Source organism: Halothiobacillus sp., from assembly GCF_027346185.1.
GTDB lineage: Bacteria > Pseudomonadota > Gammaproteobacteria > Halothiobacillales > Halothiobacillaceae > Halothiobacillus.
In genome coordinates, this window is sequence record NZ_DAIESY010000118.1 from 1 (window position 1) to 15,540 (window position 15,540).

11 protein-coding genes and 1 pseudogene are annotated in these 15,540 nt (G+C 56.2%); 10 read left to right on the forward strand and 2 right to left on the reverse strand.

Annotated elements, in window-relative coordinates:
* Positions 1–657, forward strand: a 657-nt coding sequence (locus M7R55_RS08435) for a hypothetical protein (protein WP_298219970.1), incomplete at its 5' end; no start/stop codon positions are given.
* A gap of 93 nt (positions 658–750) precedes the next feature.
* Here M7R55_RS08435 and uvrB read toward each other — a convergent pair.
* Positions 751–2,790, reverse strand: a complete 2,040-nt coding sequence (gene uvrB, locus M7R55_RS08440) for an excinuclease ABC subunit UvrB (protein WP_298219971.1) — start codon at positions 2,788–2,790, stop codon at positions 751–753.
* Between the two features lie 150 nt (positions 2,791–2,940).
* Between uvrB and rnr the strand changes: the two genes are divergently transcribed.
* The 9 genes from rnr (at position 2,941) to M7R55_RS08485 (ending at position 14,848) form a co-directional block, all read left to right on the forward strand.
* Complete coding sequence (gene rnr, locus M7R55_RS08445) at positions 2,941–5,352, forward strand: ribonuclease R (RefSeq protein ID WP_298219972.1); 2,412 nt, start codon at positions 2,941–2,943, stop codon at positions 5,350–5,352.
* Positions 5,352–6,158: a 23S rRNA (guanosine(2251)-2'-O)-methyltransferase RlmB gene (gene rlmB, locus M7R55_RS08450; protein WP_298219973.1), complete on the forward strand. Its 807-nt coding sequence runs from the start codon at positions 5,352–5,354 to the stop codon at positions 6,156–6,158. Before rnr ends, rlmB begins: the two co-directional genes overlap by 1 nt.
* A gap of 119 nt (positions 6,159–6,277) precedes the next feature.
* Positions 6,278–7,453, forward strand: coding sequence for a pyridoxal phosphate-dependent aminotransferase (locus M7R55_RS08455; RefSeq protein ID WP_298219974.1), 1,176 nt, complete (start codon positions 6,278–6,280; stop codon positions 7,451–7,453).
* 75 nt (positions 7,454–7,528) lie between these two features.
* Positions 7,529–8,578, forward strand: a complete 1,050-nt coding sequence (gene recA / locus M7R55_RS08460) for a recombinase RecA (RefSeq protein ID WP_298219975.1) — start codon at positions 7,529–7,531, stop codon at positions 8,576–8,578.
* A 15-nt stretch (positions 8,579–8,593) separates the two neighbouring features.
* Positions 8,594–9,100 (forward strand): regulatory protein RecX, encoded by a 507-nt coding sequence (locus tag M7R55_RS08465; RefSeq protein ID WP_298219976.1) that lies wholly within the window; start codon positions 8,594–8,596, stop codon positions 9,098–9,100.
* Positions 9,101–9,208: 108 nt separating this feature from the next.
* Entirely contained in the window at positions 9,209–11,824 is a 2,616-nt protein-coding gene (alaS, locus tag M7R55_RS08470) for an alanine--tRNA ligase (protein ID WP_298219980.1), read from the forward strand.
* 218 nt (positions 11,825–12,042) lie between these two features.
* Complete coding sequence (locus M7R55_RS08475) at positions 12,043–13,275, forward strand: aspartate kinase (RefSeq protein WP_298219977.1); 1,233 nt, start codon at positions 12,043–12,045, stop codon at positions 13,273–13,275.
* 80 nt (positions 13,276–13,355) lie between these two features.
* Positions 13,356–13,571: a carbon storage regulator CsrA gene (csrA, locus tag M7R55_RS08480; RefSeq protein ID WP_298219978.1), complete on the forward strand. Its 216-nt coding sequence runs from the start codon at positions 13,356–13,358 to the stop codon at positions 13,569–13,571.
* A 77-nt stretch (positions 13,572–13,648) separates the two neighbouring features.
* Positions 13,649–14,848: an ammonium transporter gene (locus M7R55_RS08485; RefSeq protein WP_298219979.1), complete on the forward strand. Its 1,200-nt coding sequence runs from the start codon at positions 13,649–13,651 to the stop codon at positions 14,846–14,848.
* Between the two features lie 91 nt (positions 14,849–14,939).
* Here M7R55_RS08485 and M7R55_RS12265 read toward each other — a convergent pair.
* A pseudogene (locus M7R55_RS12265) lies at positions 14,940–15,540 on the reverse strand (transposase); the annotation flags it as partial.

Sequence of the window (15,540 nt, forward strand, 5' to 3'; positions counted from 1 at the left end):
TTCATGTCTGTTTACAATAAATTCCGCGGTATTCGTCATTCTGCTCTGGCCCTTGGCGTCGTTCTGGGGTTGATGACAGTCGGCGCCTACGCAGCAGATACGCCGCCTGCGGGTCAAGCTGCACAGCCTGCGATGCCAACATTGTCTCCAGAACAAATGGCGCTGATGAAAGACTTCCAGCAAACCCGTCAGGAGATAGGCGCGCTCGAGCAGAAGCTTCAGGGTATCGAGGCGGAGGCTTACAAGAAGAATCCCAAGCTCGGCAAGCAGCGCGATGGTCTTCGAGACTCAATCAAGGCGGCGATGTCTGATAAGGACTTTGATGCTCAAGCCAAATACGATGAACTGAAGGCCTTGGTTACTAAAATCCAGGGCATGCAGGAAAATGATCCGGAGCGTGCGAAAGCTATCCAGAAATTCCGTGAAGGTCAGCAGGAATTTGAACAGCGTCAGGCCAAGGCATTCCAGGATCCTAAAATCCAGAAGCAGTCCGAAAAACTTCGTAACGATGTTCGTGCAGCCATGATTAAGGTTGATCCGAAGGCCAAGGGTATGTTTACAGAGCTGGATACCAAAGAGAAGCATATGCAAGACCTGCAAGAGAGGGCCATGAAGATGCAAGGCTCTGAGCAAGTGGTGCCTGAACCGTCTAAATAATTACTGAGTCAGGGTTCACGGATTCAGTTGATCACTGAGCCAATTTGAATGATTACCCGGCTGAGGCCGGGTTTTTTGTGTTCGTGGCTCTTCCTATTTTGCGTCGGCGGCAATCAGTTGTTCTTGTAGCCGATGAATTTCATCCCGGACACGCGCGGCCGCCTCGAATTCAAGATCCTTGGCTAGCCGATACATTTTGGCTTCGCGCTCCTTGATCTGCTTCAGGACTTGTTCAGAACTCATGGTGATGCTGAAATCGCTCGCTGTTTCTGCCACTTGTGCCATTCTCCTGCTCTTCTGGCCTGCGCCGCGGGAGCCGGGAATCTTGTAGTCACCTGACTGCAGAATATCATCTACCCGTTTGTCGATTCCTTTGGGCGTGATGCCTTGTTCCAGATTGTGCTGGATCTGCTTGGCTCGCCGTCGGTCTGTCTCATCAATCGCCTTGCGCATGGCATCCGTGATTCGGTCTGCATACAAAATGGCTTTGCCGTGAAGGTTTCTGGCGGCCCGACCGATGGTTTGAATCAATGATCGCTCTGATCGCAGGAAGCCTTCCTTGTCGGCATCGAAAATGGCAACGAGTGAGACTTCAGGGATATCCAGACCTTCGCGTAGCAGGTTTATGCCGATAAGTGCATCAAAAATCCCAAGCCTCAGGTCGCGGATAATCTCGACGCGCTCGACCGTATCGACATCGGAATGGAGGTAGCGAACGCGCACATCATGTTCTGCCAGATAATCGGCAAGATCTTCTGCCATCCGTTTCGTCAGTGTTGTAATCAGTACTCGTTCGCGGCGTGTGGCACGGTCGCGAATCTCGGAGAGCACATCGTCGACCTGACTGGTGACCGGCCGGATTTCGATTTGTGGGTCGACCAGACCGGTGGGTCGGACCACCTGTTCGACAACTTGTGCCGAATGGCTGCCCTCATACGGACCGGGCGTGGCCGATACATGAATGGTCTGCGGCATCATTCGTTCGAACTCATCGAATTTCAATGGGCGATTATCGAGCGCGGAGGGTAGCCGGAAACCGAAATTGACCAGGGTTTCCTTGCGGGAACGATCCCCCTTATACATCGCCCCGAGCTGTGGGACGGTGACATGGGATTCGTCGATAATCAGCAAGGCATCGGGTGGTAGGTAGTCGTAGAGGCAAGGCGGCGGTTCGCCGGGTTGACGTCCGGACAGGTAACGTGAGTAGTTTTCAATGCCATTGCAGTACCCCAACTCGTACATCATTTCGATGTCGAAGCGTGTGCGTTGCGCGAGTCGTTGGGCCTCGACCAGTTTGTTCTCCGCATTCAGGTGTTCCAGTTGCTGGGCCAGTTCATCCTTGATGGTTTCGACGGCAGCCAGAATCCGTTCACGCGGCGTGACATAGTGCGAGGACGGGTAGATGGTGAAGCGAGGCAGCCGACGCCGAACAGCGCCGGTGAGCGGGTCGAACAAGGAAATCTGCTCGATTTCGTCGTCAAACAGTTCGACGCGAACGCCTTCGTCGTCGGATTCGGACGGGTGGATATCGATCACATCGCCGCGCACGCGATAAGTGCCGCGGCGAAATTCCATATCATTGCGGGTGTATTGCATCTCGGCCAGCCGGCGCAGTATCTGACGCTGATCCGCCTTTTCTCCGCGAACCAGATGCAAAATCATCTTCAGGTAAGCATCCGGGTCGCCGAGGCCGTAGATGGAGGAAACCGTTGCGACGATAATGACATCCCGGCGTTCGAGTAGTGCCTTGGTTGCAGAGAGCCGCATCTGCTCGATATGCTCGTTGACCGAGGCATCTTTCTCGATGAATGTGTCCGATGCGGGCACGTAGGCTTCCGGCTGATAGTAATCGTAGTAAGAGACGAAATATTCAACCGCGTTATTCGGGAAAAATCCTTTCAGCTCGCCATAGAGTTGGGCGGCCAGCGTTTTGTTCGGTGCCAACACAAGTGCCGGGCGTTGCAACCGGTCGATGACATTCGCGATCGTGAAGGTTTTCCCCGAGCCGGTAACACCCAGGAGCGTCTGCTGCGCGAGTCCATCCTGAAGGCCCTCGACGAGTCGAGCAATGGCCGCCGGTTGATCGCCGGCAGGTTGATAATCGGTGACTAAAGTGAATCGGGTGTCCTGCATAAGAAGCGAAGTATAGAGGATTGGGCATCGGGTATCCGATGAAATGGATTATCATGTTAAATTGAATCGAATAAATGGGTTTATTCGCGGGTTTGTCGCCTGGTAATGTGGCGCAGACTCAATTTTTATGTTTTTACAGATAAGGTTTCCATGTCCCAAGAGACGGTATCAGATCCCCAAGCAGCCCTTGAGGCTGAAAAATACGAAAATCCGGTGGCGAGCCGGGAGTTCATTTTGCAGTTGCTCTCGGAGCAAGATGGCCCTTTGACCCTGAATCGATTGATCAGTCACCTGGAGTACGACGGTGATGACGAACGGATCGAAGGCTTGAGTCGCCGTATGCGCGCGATGGAGCGCGATGGACAGGTCATCCGTAATCGTCGTGGCGGGTATGTGCCGGTCACTCATGCCGAACTGGTGCGCGGTCGCGTGTTGGGGCATCGTGATGGCTTCGGTTTTCTTGTGCCGGATGATGGCGGCGACGATGTGTTCCTGTCGCCCCGCGTGATGCGAGCGCTGCTCAACGGCGACCGCGCTGTCGTGCAGGTGACCGGGCTCGACCGTCGTGGACGCCGCGAAGGGAATCTGGTCGAGGTGATCGAGCGGGCCAATGCCGAGATTGTCGGCCGTCTGGTGCTGGAGGCGGGTATTGCCTTTGTGGTTCCCGATCATGCGCGGATCACTCAGGATATTCTTGTGCCGATGACCGATTTGATGGGCGCGCGCGACGGTCAGATCGTGCGTGTTGCATTGGTCGAGCAGCCTACGTTGCGCCACAAGCCCGTCGGTAAAGTTGTTGAAGTGTTGGGTGATCACATGTCGCCCGGCATGGAAATCGACGTCGCCATCAACTCCCACGGTATTCCTCACGAGTGGCCGGAAGAAGTGCTGGCTGCCATCGATGGTTTGAATCCCGAAGTCGAGGAAAGCCACAAGTCAGGGCGGGTCGACTTGCGCCATATGCCACTGGTCACCATCGATGGCGCCGATTCCAAGGATTTCGACGATGCGGTGTTCTGTCAGGCAACGCCGGATGGTTTCCGGTTGCTGGTGGCGATTGCGGATGTCAGTCATTACGTGAACGTTGGCTCTGCTTTGGACCGTGAAGGTTTCAATCGCGCGACGTCCGTTTACTTTCCCGGGCGGGTGCTCCCCATGCTCCCGGAGGTGCTGTCAAACGGTTTGTGTTCGCTGAACCCGGACGTAGATCGCCTGTGTCTCTGTGCCGATATGCTGATCAATAATGAAGGGCAGATCGCCAAATTCCGCTTCTTCGAAGGGGTGATGAAGTCTGCTGCGCGTCTGACCTACGACACCGTTGCCAAGGTGCTGATCGATCAGGATGCTGTGGCACGCGCGGCTCATGCCCATGTGCTCGAACCGCTGGAAACACTTCATCGCCTGTACAAGGTGCTGCGTGCGGCGCGTGAACGTCGTGGCGCGATCGATTTTGATACCGTCGAAACCAAGATCGTCTTCGGCGAAGGCCGCAAGATCGAAGCCATCGTGCCCTACGAGCGCAACGATGCGCACAAGATCATCGAAGAATGCATGATCGCTGCAAACGTTGCAGCCGGACGCTTTGTTGCCGATAACAAAATCCCCGCACTGTACCGTGTGCATGATCGCCCCACCGCAGAAAAAATCACCGATCTGCGCGCCATGCTGGCCGAAAAGGGTTTGAGTTTGGGCGGCGGTGATCAACCAAGCCCCAAAGACTTCAATGACTTGCTGTCTCGGGTGCAGGGTCGTCCGGATTTTCTGACGATTCAGACCATGATTCTCCGTTCCCTGAAACAGGCGGTGTACTCACCAGACAATCTAGGGCACTTTGGTCTGGCGCATGAGTTCTATGCGCACTTCACCTCCCCGATCCGGCGTTATCCCGATTTGATGGTGCACCGCGCCATTCGCCATCTGCTTCGTACGGGTGCCCCGGACCGTTTTCCATACAATCATGATGAAATGGTCATCATCGGTGAGCATTGCTCCAATAACGAACGCCGTGCAGATGAAGCCACGCGTGATGCAACGGACTGGCTCAAGTGCGAGTTCATGCTCGACAAGGTGGGCGAGGTGTTCGAAGGGCGAGTGGCTTCTGTTCTGGGCTTCGGCCTGTTCGTCGAGCTCAAGGATTTCTTCGTCGAAGGCTTGTTGCACATCACCGCCTTGACCAAAGACTACTACCACTTTGATCCGGTGACGCTTTCGTTGCGCGGCGAACGTTCGGGGCGCGTGTACGCACTGAACGATCTCATTACCGTGCGTGTGGCTCGGGTCGACCTGGATGAACGAAAAATCGATTTTGTTCTGCCGGATGACGATGAAGCCTTGTCGGAGGTTGATAGCGAGGCACAGGATGAGCCTCAGGACGATCATGAAACCGCTGAGGATGACGCAACCAAGAAGAAACGCAAGCCACGTCGGCGCCGTCGTAAAAAGCCAGTGGGCGATGCATCTGCGGCGGGCGATGATGAACATGCCGATTCAGGTGATGACGTGTCGGATGCCTCGTCAGCTCCTGAGTCGGAGTCCGGTCCTGCCGAGGAATCGCGCAGATAATGGCCGAACGCAAAAGCGCATCTTCTACGCAGTGGCTTAGCGGTTTTCATGCCGTCGAAGCTGCCCTTCAGCATGATCCGGAACGTGTGTTGTCGGTTATTTTCGAACAAGGGCGGCAGGACAAGCGGGTGCAGCAACTGCGTGTGCTCGCCGAATCGCGCGGCGTATCCATCGAGGAGGCCCCCGAGAAGGTTTTCGCCGACCGTGTGCGTGCCGATCACGAACTGGCGCGCCACCAGGGTGTACTTGCTCGCTATCAGCCCAAGCCTGCGGGCAACGAGCATGATTTGTTCGCGTTGCTGGAAAGTCTGGATGAGCCTGCCTTTTTGTTGATTCTCGATGGCGTGACGGATCCGCACAATCTGGGTGCCTGCCTGCGCAGCGCCGAAGCTGCGGGCGTTCATGCCGTCATTTCGCCAAAGGATCGTGCCGTCGGTCTGACACCCACCGCGCGCAAGGCGGCCTCCGGCGCCGCTGAGCGCTTGCCATTCATCCAGGTAACGAACCTTGCGCGCACGCTCGCCGATCTCAAATCTCGCCAGATCTGGGTTGTTGGTGCGGCAGGTGGCGGCATGGTCAGCTTGTATGAGTCGGATTTCGCCGCCGATCCGGTCGCGCTCGTCATGGGGAGCGAAGGGGAAGGGCTACGCCGTCTGACGCAGGAAAGTTGCGATCAGTTGATCTACATTCCCATGCGCGCGCCAGTCGAGAGCCTGAACGTCTCGGTAGCTGCGGCCGTTTGTCTGTTCGAGTTTCGCCGGGTGCGAGATCGGACTGCTATTCAGACCGGGGCGCTACCCCAATAACCCCGACTTCGTTAGAATATCGGGCCATTTGATTTACATCGGACAACCATGATTTTTTTGTGTGGTTGTCTCCCGCCGCAATTGTTTAGGCGATCGTTGTTCAGGAGCTTTTTGCGATCATGATCCTTTCAGACCGGGTTCGCCGCGTACGACCCTCACCAACATTGGCTGTTACCGCGAAAGCAGCTGAATTAAAGGCTCAGGGACGCGACATCATCAGTCTCGGGGCCGGTGAGCCGGATTTCGATACCCCGGAGCCGATTCGCGCGGCCGCCATCGATGCGATCAATGCGGGTTTTACCCGCTATACCGCAGTAGAAGGGATATTGAGTCTGCGTCAAGCTATTGCCAGGCGTCTGCGCGATGATCAGGGTCTGGACTACGCACCGAACGAAATCATTGTGTCCACCGGCGGCAAGCAAAGCATTTACAATCTGTTTCAGGCCCTGCTGAATCCGGGGGACGAGGTCATTATCGTCGCTCCCTACTGGGTTTCTTACCCGGATATGGTACTCCTGGCGGGCGGTGAGCCGGTGATTGTGCTCGCCGGGCAAAATCAGGGGTTCAAGGTTTCGCCTGCCCAGCTGGAGTCAGCGATTACCGACAAGACCCGGATTGTCATGTTGAATAGTCCCTCCAATCCGACCGGTGTGGCGTATACGCGGGAAGACTGGGCTGCCATGGCCGAAGTTCTGCGCGCGTATCCAAAGTTGCTGATCGCGACCGACGACATGTACGAAAAAATCCTCTGGGCAGATGAGCCCTTCTCGAGCATCGCAATGGTCGCGCCCGATTTGAAGGCGAGGACAGTCGTGCTGAACGGAGTAAGTAAAGCCTATGCAATGACGGGTTGGCGGATCGGTTATGCGGCGGGCCCGGCTAACATTATTAAGGCGATGAATGTGATCCAGTCGCAAAGTACTTCCAGCGCGTGCTCGATCGCCCAGGTAGCGGCACAGGCAGCCATTGAAGGTGATCAGTCTGAAATCAAGGCTATGGTTCATTCGTTCCAGACGCGACATGATTTCGTGGTCGATCGACTCAATGCGATTCCCGATGTGGTTTGCCTGCCGAGCCAGGGGGCGTTTTACAGCTTCCCTGATGTGAGTGCGGTGATCACCCGTTTGGGGTTGAAGGATGACGTGGCCTTGAGCGAAATGCTGCTCGAGAAAGGCGGCGTGGCGGTAGTGCCGGGGACTGCGTTCGGCGCTCCTGGCCATATCCGCCTGAGCTATGCCACCAGCATGGAAGCGTTGGATGAGGCGCTTCGCCGAATGGCTGATGTGATGGGTTGAACATAGACTCGTCTTCAGTTGCCTCCAAGTTTTTCCTTAGTCTTTGTAAAGCAAACCAATAAATAGGTATCCCCCATGGACGAAAATCGTAAGAAAGCGCTGACGGCAGCATTAAGCCAGATCGAGCGACAGTTCGGTAAAGGCGCCGTGATGCGGATGAATGACACGGCGGGCGTCGACGTGCCTGTGATCAGCACCGGCTCGATTGCGCTGGATGCAGCGCTTGGGATTGGCGGCCTGCCACGTGGACGGGTGGTCGAAATCTATGGCCCGGAGTCTTCTGGTAAAACCACGCTGACGTTGCAGGTGATCGCCCAGGCGCAAAAAACCGGCGGCGTTTGTGCCTTCGTAGATGCGGAACATGCACTGGACCCGACTTATGCGCAAAAGTTGGGGGTCAACGTCGATGATCTGCTGGTCAGCCAGCCGGACACGGGGGAGCAGGCGCTGGAAATCACCGACATGCTGCTGCGTTCGGGTGCGGTCGATGTGGTCGTGATCGATTCTGTCGCCGCCTTGGTCCCCAAGGCCGAGATTGAAGGCGAGATGGGTGATGCTCACGTCGGTTTGCAGGCACGTCTGATGAGTCAGGCCCTACGCAAGTTGACGGGCAACATCAAACGCACGAACTGCATGGTCATCTTCATCAACCAGATCCGGATGAAGATCGGCGTCAGTTACGGTAGCCCCGAGACGACAACCGGCGGCAATGCCTTGAAATTCTACGCTTCCGTTCGCCTGGACATCCGTCGCGTCGGGGCGGTCAAGAAGGGCGAAGAGATCATCGGGAACCAAACCCGGATCAAGGTCGTGAAAAATAAAATGGCGCCACCGTTCAAGGTGGTTGATGTGGACATTCTCTACGGAGAAGGCATATCCCGACTCATGGAGTTGATCGACATGGCCAGCACGCACGGCCTGATCCAGAAGGCGGGCGCGTGGTATTCCTGCGGTGATATCCGTCTGGGGCAGGGCAAGGACAACGCCCGGCAGTATTTTGTCGAGCACCCCGAATTGGCTGATGACATTGAAGCCAAATTGAGGGCCTTGATGCGCGCCTCGACGGGTAAATCGGCGGTGCGTGCCTCCGAGGATGATGAGTCCGTATCAGCCTTCGAAGAATAACCCAGCGGTCACGTTTTGGCTTGGCATTGGCAGGCGAAGGCGCAAGAGGATAAAGCCGACGCATCTCAAATCGAGAAGGTCGCGGTGGGCCTGCTGGCACGCCGTGAGCACAGTGCGTTTGAATTGCAGCGGAAACTGTTGCAGCGCGGTTTTGATTCCCTTGTCATCGACGATGTGATCAGCCGTTTGGCTGAGCAGGGCTGGCAGTCGGATGCCCGTTATGCAGAGGCCTATGTACGCATGAGGGTCGAGCGCGGCTACGGGCGTGAGTCCATCCGTGCCGAACTCGGTCAGCGAGGGGTTGCGCGTGCACTGATTCAGGCCGTTCTGGATGAAACCGATATCGATTGGTTGGCCTGTGCGCAAAGACAGATCCACCGCCATTATCATGCTGCTCCCGATGGGCATGATGAAAAGTTACGCCGTTATCGACATCTTCTGTCGCGGGGTTTTTCTCCCGAGCAATCGCGAGTGGCCAGCGGGCAATGGCGTGATGCCGAGGGCATGGATGATGCTTTCTGATCACTGCTGTTTTCGCTGTAACCATCACTCTGGGTCATCGACTTATCACTGCTTTCCGTTACACTCGCGCTCAATATCGTTTTACTTTTTGATTTCGTGACATTTATGATGAAAACCACTGCTGAGTTGCGCACTGCCTTCCTGGATTTTTTTCACCAGCGAGGGCACGAGATTGTGCCGTCTTCCTCACTTATCCCAGCTCACGACCCCACCCTGTTGTTCACGAATGCGGGTATGGTCCAGTTCAAGGATGCGTTCCTCGGGCTGGAACATCGGGCTAACCCGCGCGCTGTCTCATGTCAGCGTTGCGTGCGCGCTGGTGGTAAGCACAACGATCTCGAAAATGTGGGTTATACCGCGCGGCACCACACATTTTTCGAGATGCTGGGTAATTTCAGCTTCGGGGATTATTTCAAGCCCGAGGCCATTCGCTATGGCTGGGATTTTCTCACTCAGGTGCTGAAGCTGCCCGCCGATCGCCTGCTGGTGACGGTGTATCAAACCGATGACGAGGCCTATGCCATTTGGCGTGATGAAATCGGTTTGCCGGAAGAAAAGGTCCTGCGGATCGGCGACAAGCCCAACGGTGGTTCCGATAATTTCTGGCAGATGGGTGATACCGGCCCGTGCGGACCATGCACCGAAATTTTCTATGACCATGGCGCGCACATCCCCGGCGGCCCACCGGGTTCGGCCGATGAAGACGGTGACCGCTTTATCGAAATCTGGAACATCGTGTTCATGCAGTACGATCGGACGGTCGATGGTCAGCTTCATCCCTTGCCGAAGCCGTCTGTGGATACCGGCATGGGTATCGAACGTCTGGCCGCGATTCTGCAGGGCGGGCACAGTAATTACGACATCGATATCTTCCGGCATCTGATTGCCGCGGCGCAGGCCGTGACGGGTGCGGCCGACCAGAAGTCGAGTTCCCTGAAAGTGCTGGCAGATCACATTCGATCCTGTGCCTTTTTGATTGTCGATGGCGTTCGTCCCGGCAATGAGGGGCGTGACTACGTTCTGCGTCGAATCATCCGCCGGGCCGCGCGTCACGGGCACAAGCTCGGAGTGAACGAGCCGTTTTTCTACCGTCTGGTTGCGCCTCTGGTTGAGGTGATGGGGGCGGCTTATCCCGAATTGGCAAATGCTCAGGCCGAAGTGGAGCGTGTGCTGCGCCAGGAAGAGGAACGGTTCCTGCAGACCCTGGCATCCGGGATGCAGGTTCTGGAAACGGAACTGGCCGGCATGGCGCCCGGGGGGACCATTCCAGGCGAGGTTGTGTTCAAACTGTATGACACCCACGGCTTCCCTTTCGATTTGACTGCCGATATTGCCCGCGAACGTGGGCTGGTTCTGGATGAGTCCGGCTTTGAACATGCGATGGCCGAGCGGCGGGCGCAATCACGGGCGGCCAGCCAGTTCGCCCAGCAAGCACACGTGCTGGAAATCGAAACACCAACCTGTTTTGAAGGCTATACGCAGGACAAGGCACAGGGCGCAGTGATTGCGATCGTGCACGACGGCGAGCAGACCGACGTGCTCGAGGCCGGGCAGTCGGGCGCGCTGGTACTGGATCACACGCCTTTTTATGCCGAGTCCGGCGGCCAGGTGGGCGACACCGGCGTCATCACCACGGCAGGTGGGCGTTTTGTGGTGACCGATACCCAGAAGCAGGGTGCGAATTTCCTGCACCTGGGTGAGGTGATCGAGGGGCGTGTTGCGCTCGGCGACGTGGCTGATGCTCAAATCGATGTCGAACGTCGTCACAGCATTCGTCTGAATCACTCCGCCACCCATTTGTTGCACGCGGCGTTGCGTCAGGTGCTTGGCACCCATGTCCACCAGAAAGGCTCGCGTGTCGGTGCCGAATCGTTGCGGTTCGATTTTTCTCAACCCGAGCCGATTACCGATGCCCAGTTGCGTGAAATCGAACATATCGTCAATGCGCAGATTCGCGAGAACCATCCGGTTGAAACGCGTGAAATGCCCGTCGACAAAGCGCGTGCAGCCGGGGCCATGGCACTATTCGGTGAAAAATATGGCGATGTCGTGCGGGTTGTCACTATGGGGCCATTTTCAATGGAACTGTGTGGCGGTACGCATGCGCGCCGCTGCGGTGATATCGGCTTGATCAAAATAGTCGGCGAAAGCGGTGTGGCGTCGGGTATTCGCCGGATCGAGGCAGTCACGGGCGCTTCTGCGCTTGCCGTGTTGGAGCAGACCGATGACGCCTTGGCCGAAATTGCGAGCATGGTGCGCGGCTCGCGTCAGGATGCGGTCAGTCGCGTCAGCCAGGTGATCGAACGTGCGCGGCAACTCGAGCGAGAGCTGGCCGAAATCAAGGCCAAGCAGGCCGCAGAGGCGGGGGGTGATTTGCTGACCACCGCCGTGGCGATGGGGGGAGTGAACTATCTGGTCGCCGAGTTGCCTGATGCTGATGTCAATTCCTTGCGGGACACGGTGGATCAACTCAAGAACAAGCTGGGCACTTCCGCCGTGATGCTGGCGAGCGTCGAGGACGGGAAAGTCCGCCTGATTGCAGGCGTCAGCAAAGACCTCACCGGACGCATCAAAGCAGGTGACTGGGTTAATATTGCCGCTCAGATCGTGGGTGGAAAGGGCGGCGGACGCCCGGACATGGCTCAGGCGGGTGGCCCGGATTCCGTAAATCTACCGGAAGCACTGGAAGCTGCCCGGGCCTGGATGAAGAAGCAGTTGAGTTAATAGCTCCTCTCTTGTAACGCTCAAGAGGGCAGTTCTTGACTTTGGCTCTGATGTGATGCTTTTTTCGAGTGCTCAATTGGGTGTTCCTGTCACAACTTGTTACGTGCAGTCATCTGCCGATTTAGGTAGAATGCGCGGCTGTTTTTCATTTTATGGAAGCTGGTTGAATTGCAGCCTCATTCTTTATTTGTTGCATACGGGAAGCGAACGGTACGTTCATGGCTTTAATCGTCCAGAAATATGGTGGCACTTCCGTCGGAAGTGTCGAACGCATTGGTGCAGTGGCCGACCGGGTTATTCGTACCCGCCAGGCGGGTCATGATGTCGTGGTTGTGGTTTCGGCCATGAGTGGCGAAACCAACCGCCTGCTGGATCTGGCGAAGCAACTGCAGGTTCGACCTAACGAGCGTGAGTTGGATGCACTTGTTTCCACCGGCGAGCAAGTGACCACGGCTCTGCTATCCATGGCACTGCAGCAGCGCGGACAGGCCGCCCTCTCCTATACTGGCGCTCAAGTACGAATCTTAACGGATAGCGCATTCAACAAGGCGCGTATTCAATCAATCGATACGCAGGCGATAACGAATGATCTCGCTGCTGGCCGCGTGGTGGTCGTAGCCGGATTCCAGGGCGTCAATGAGCGGGGCGATATCACAACGCTGGGGCGAGGCGGTTCCGATACCTCGGCCGTTGCCATTGCCGCCGCCTTGAATGCCGATGAGTGCCAGATCTATACCGATGTGGATGGCGTCTATACGACCGACCCGCGGGTAGAGCCCCGAGCCCGCCGCCTTGATCGCATTACCTTCGAGGAAATGCTGGAGATGGCGAGCCTAGGATCGAAGGTACTGCAGATCCGTTCTGTGGAATTTGCCGGAAAATATAATGTCCCTTTGCGGGTATTGTCGTCATTTGCTGACGGCCAGGGGACGCTGATTACGATGGAGGATGACGTTGTGGAACAGGCCGTGATTTCTGGTATCGCCTTCAATCGTGATGAGGCTCAACTGACGGTCAAAGGTGTACCGGACAGCCCGGGCATCGCCTATGCCATCTTGGGGCCGGTGGCCGAGGCTAATATCGAAGTCGACATGATTCTGCAAAATGTCGGCGTAGATAACACCACCGATTTCACCTTTACCGTTCAGCACGTTGATTACGAAAAAACATTGGACATTCTGCGTCAACAGGCAGAACTGCTGGGCGCGCGCGAAGTATCGGGTAATCCGAAAATCGTCAAGGTCTCGCTGGTGGGCGTCGGGATGCGTTCCCATGCCGGCATCGCCGCCAAAATGTTCAAGGTACTTGCCGATGAGAAAATCAACATACGCATGATCTCCACCTCAGAGATCAAGATTTCCGTCGTTGTTGATGATAAATATCTCGAATTGGCAGTGCGTACCTTGCATGATGCGTTTGAATTAGATGCGCCGAGTGCCTTGATCGTCTAAATTAGAATCAGGAACATAAAATTTACATATTCGGACGTCGCCCTGTAAGCGGATGTTCTCGAAATAAGGAGTGTTGACTCATGTTGATATTAACGCGTCGGATTGGCGAAGTTTTGCGGGTCGGAGATGAAGTCTCCATCACCGTGTTGGGTATCAAGGGCAACCAGGTCCGAATTGGGATTGATGCGCCAAAAGATGTTTCCGTGCACCGGGAAGAAATCTACCAGCGGATTAAAAACGAGGGGCACAGTCAGGAAGACGGCGTCTCGGGTCAGCTTCCCTCCGTAGAGGAATAATCCAGCCCATCCTAAATAAACAAAGCCGACGATTGCGTCGGCTTTCTGCTTTCTTGATTCAATAATAAGGTTAATTCATGGAAACAGCGTCGCTTGTCAGTGCCGTCGATGTGTTATTCGTGCTATCCGGTGCGATTATGGTTCTGGCAATGCATGCCGGCTTTGCTTTCCTCGAAGTGGGAACGGTACGCCGCAAGAATCAGGTCAACGCACTAGCCAAAATCATGGCTGACTTTGCCATTTCAGCGATCGCCTATTTCTTCATTGGTTATTTTGTCGCCTACCACATTGATTTCTGGTCATCTGCGAGCCAATTAACGGCGGACCATGGCCATGAACTGGTCAAGTTCTTCTTCCTTTTGACCTTCGCTGCCGCCATTCCCGCCATCATTTCGGGTGGCATTGCGGAACGTGCCTGTTTTTATCCGCAGCTTGCGGCTACATTCCTGCTGGTCTCGCTCGTATACCCTTTTTATGAAGGCCTGATCTGGAATGACAACTTCGGTTTTCAAGCCTGGCTGACTCACCATTTTGGCGCAGCATTCCACGATTATGCCGGCTCCATGGTGGTTCACGGCATGGGCGGCTGGATTGCTATTGTGGCGGTGCTTCTTCTCGGCCCCCGGCATGGCCGCTATGGCAAGAACGGTGAAGTTTTCGCCCATCCACCTTCCAACATACCCTTCCTCGCATTAGGGTCGTGGATACTGGCCGTGGGTTGGTTCGGGTTCAACGTCATGTCCGCGCAGAACATTGGCAGCATATCCGGGCTCGTCGCCGTCAATTCGCTCATGGCCATGGTGGGCGGTATTCTTTCCGCGCTGGTGGTTGGGCGGAACGATCCGGGATTTCTGCACAACGGCCCGTTGGCTGGTTTGGTCGCCGTCTGTGCGGGTTCGGATGTCATGCACCCCGTTGGCGCCTTGGTCACAGGATTGATCGCTGGCGGTTTGTTCGTCTGGTTGTTCACCTTCGTGCAGAACCGGCTGAAAATCGACGACGTGCTTGGTGTCTGGTCACTGCACGGCGTTTGCGGTCTGTGGGGCTCGCTTGCTGCGGGTATTTTCGGTCTTAAAGCTCTTGGCGGCGTCGGCGGCGTGAGTTTCATATCGCAATTTATCGGTAGTGCCGTGGCGATCATGGTGGCGCTGACCGCCGGTTTCGTCATTTACGGCGCGCTTAAGTCATTCATTGGAATCCGACTTACCGAAGAGCAGGAGTACGAGGGCGCGGATCTGACTATTCACCGCATTTCCGCAACACCGAAGTATGATTAGCTTAAACGCCACTGTGCCTCGAATCCCGTGTCAACCCAATTCTAAAATGTCCCCTTTTTTCCAAAGCTGAAATGTCCCCTTCTGAGTTGGCCTAGCGCGGGGTGGGTGGTGTAGTGTGCGCAGCCTTGCCGATGGGGGAATGACGCCAGATGTGATCGGGAGCCGGCTTGAAAGAGGGCGTTGCCTGCTGCCTGACTTGGGCTGCATCCACCGTCTGGTGCAGACTTTTTTCATCGTCCAGAGGCACTGGCGGCTCGCCCTCCCGGAGGATCTGATAGGCCAGCCTCCGGCCCTGGTGCAGTAAGGTTACTGTGCCATCGAAGGCCGCACAGACGGTGATCCGGGCTCCCCGCAGGCGGTATCCCCGGCCTTGGCCGGTGAGCTGGTATTCGCGGCAGTGGAACTGGATGGTCAGGTTTTTCGAGAGGGTGCGGGTATGGTGCAGGCAGAGGATGAGGTTGAGCTCCTCCTGGCTGTGCAACACTGAGCGATGGGCGTCGGTCGGGTTTTGGGCGGGGACGGCGAAGCGGGCGTTGTAATCGGCAATAAAGCCGGGCAGGAAGGCATTGGCCGCTTCGATGTCCGAGATGCCGGTCAGGCGTAGTTCCTTGACCAAGCGGTCCTGGAGCGTCTGATTGGCCCGCTCAACCCGTCCCTTGGCCTGGGGCGTATGGGCGTGGATGGGCTCGATG

Bases quoted from the DNA above. Each gene is read 5' to 3' on its own strand.
- recA (WP_298219975.1), top strand. From the start codon at position 7,529: ATGGACGAAAATCGTAAGAAAGCGCTGACGGCAGCATTAAGCCAGATC.
- M7R55_RS08475 (WP_298219977.1), top strand. From the start codon at position 12,043: ATGGCTTTAATCGTCCAGAAATATGGTGGCACTTCCGTCGGAAGTGTC.
- M7R55_RS08455 (WP_298219974.1), top strand. From the start codon at position 6,278: ATGATCCTTTCAGACCGGGTTCGCCGCGTACGACCCTCACCAACATTG.
- M7R55_RS08485 (WP_298219979.1), top strand. From the start codon at position 13,649: ATGGAAACAGCGTCGCTTGTCAGTGCCGTCGATGTGTTATTCGTGCTA.
- uvrB (WP_298219971.1), bottom strand. From the start codon at position 2,790: ATGCAGGACACCCGATTCACTTTAGTCACCGATTATCAACCTGCCGGC.
- rlmB (WP_298219973.1), top strand. From the start codon at position 5,352: ATGGCCGAACGCAAAAGCGCATCTTCTACGCAGTGGCTTAGCGGTTTT.
- rnr (WP_298219972.1), top strand. From the start codon at position 2,941: ATGTCCCAAGAGACGGTATCAGATCCCCAAGCAGCCCTTGAGGCTGAA.
- alaS (WP_298219980.1), top strand. From the start codon at position 9,209: ATGAAAACCACTGCTGAGTTGCGCACTGCCTTCCTGGATTTTTTTCAC.
- csrA (WP_298219978.1), top strand. From the start codon at position 13,356: ATGTTGATATTAACGCGTCGGATTGGCGAAGTTTTGCGGGTCGGAGAT.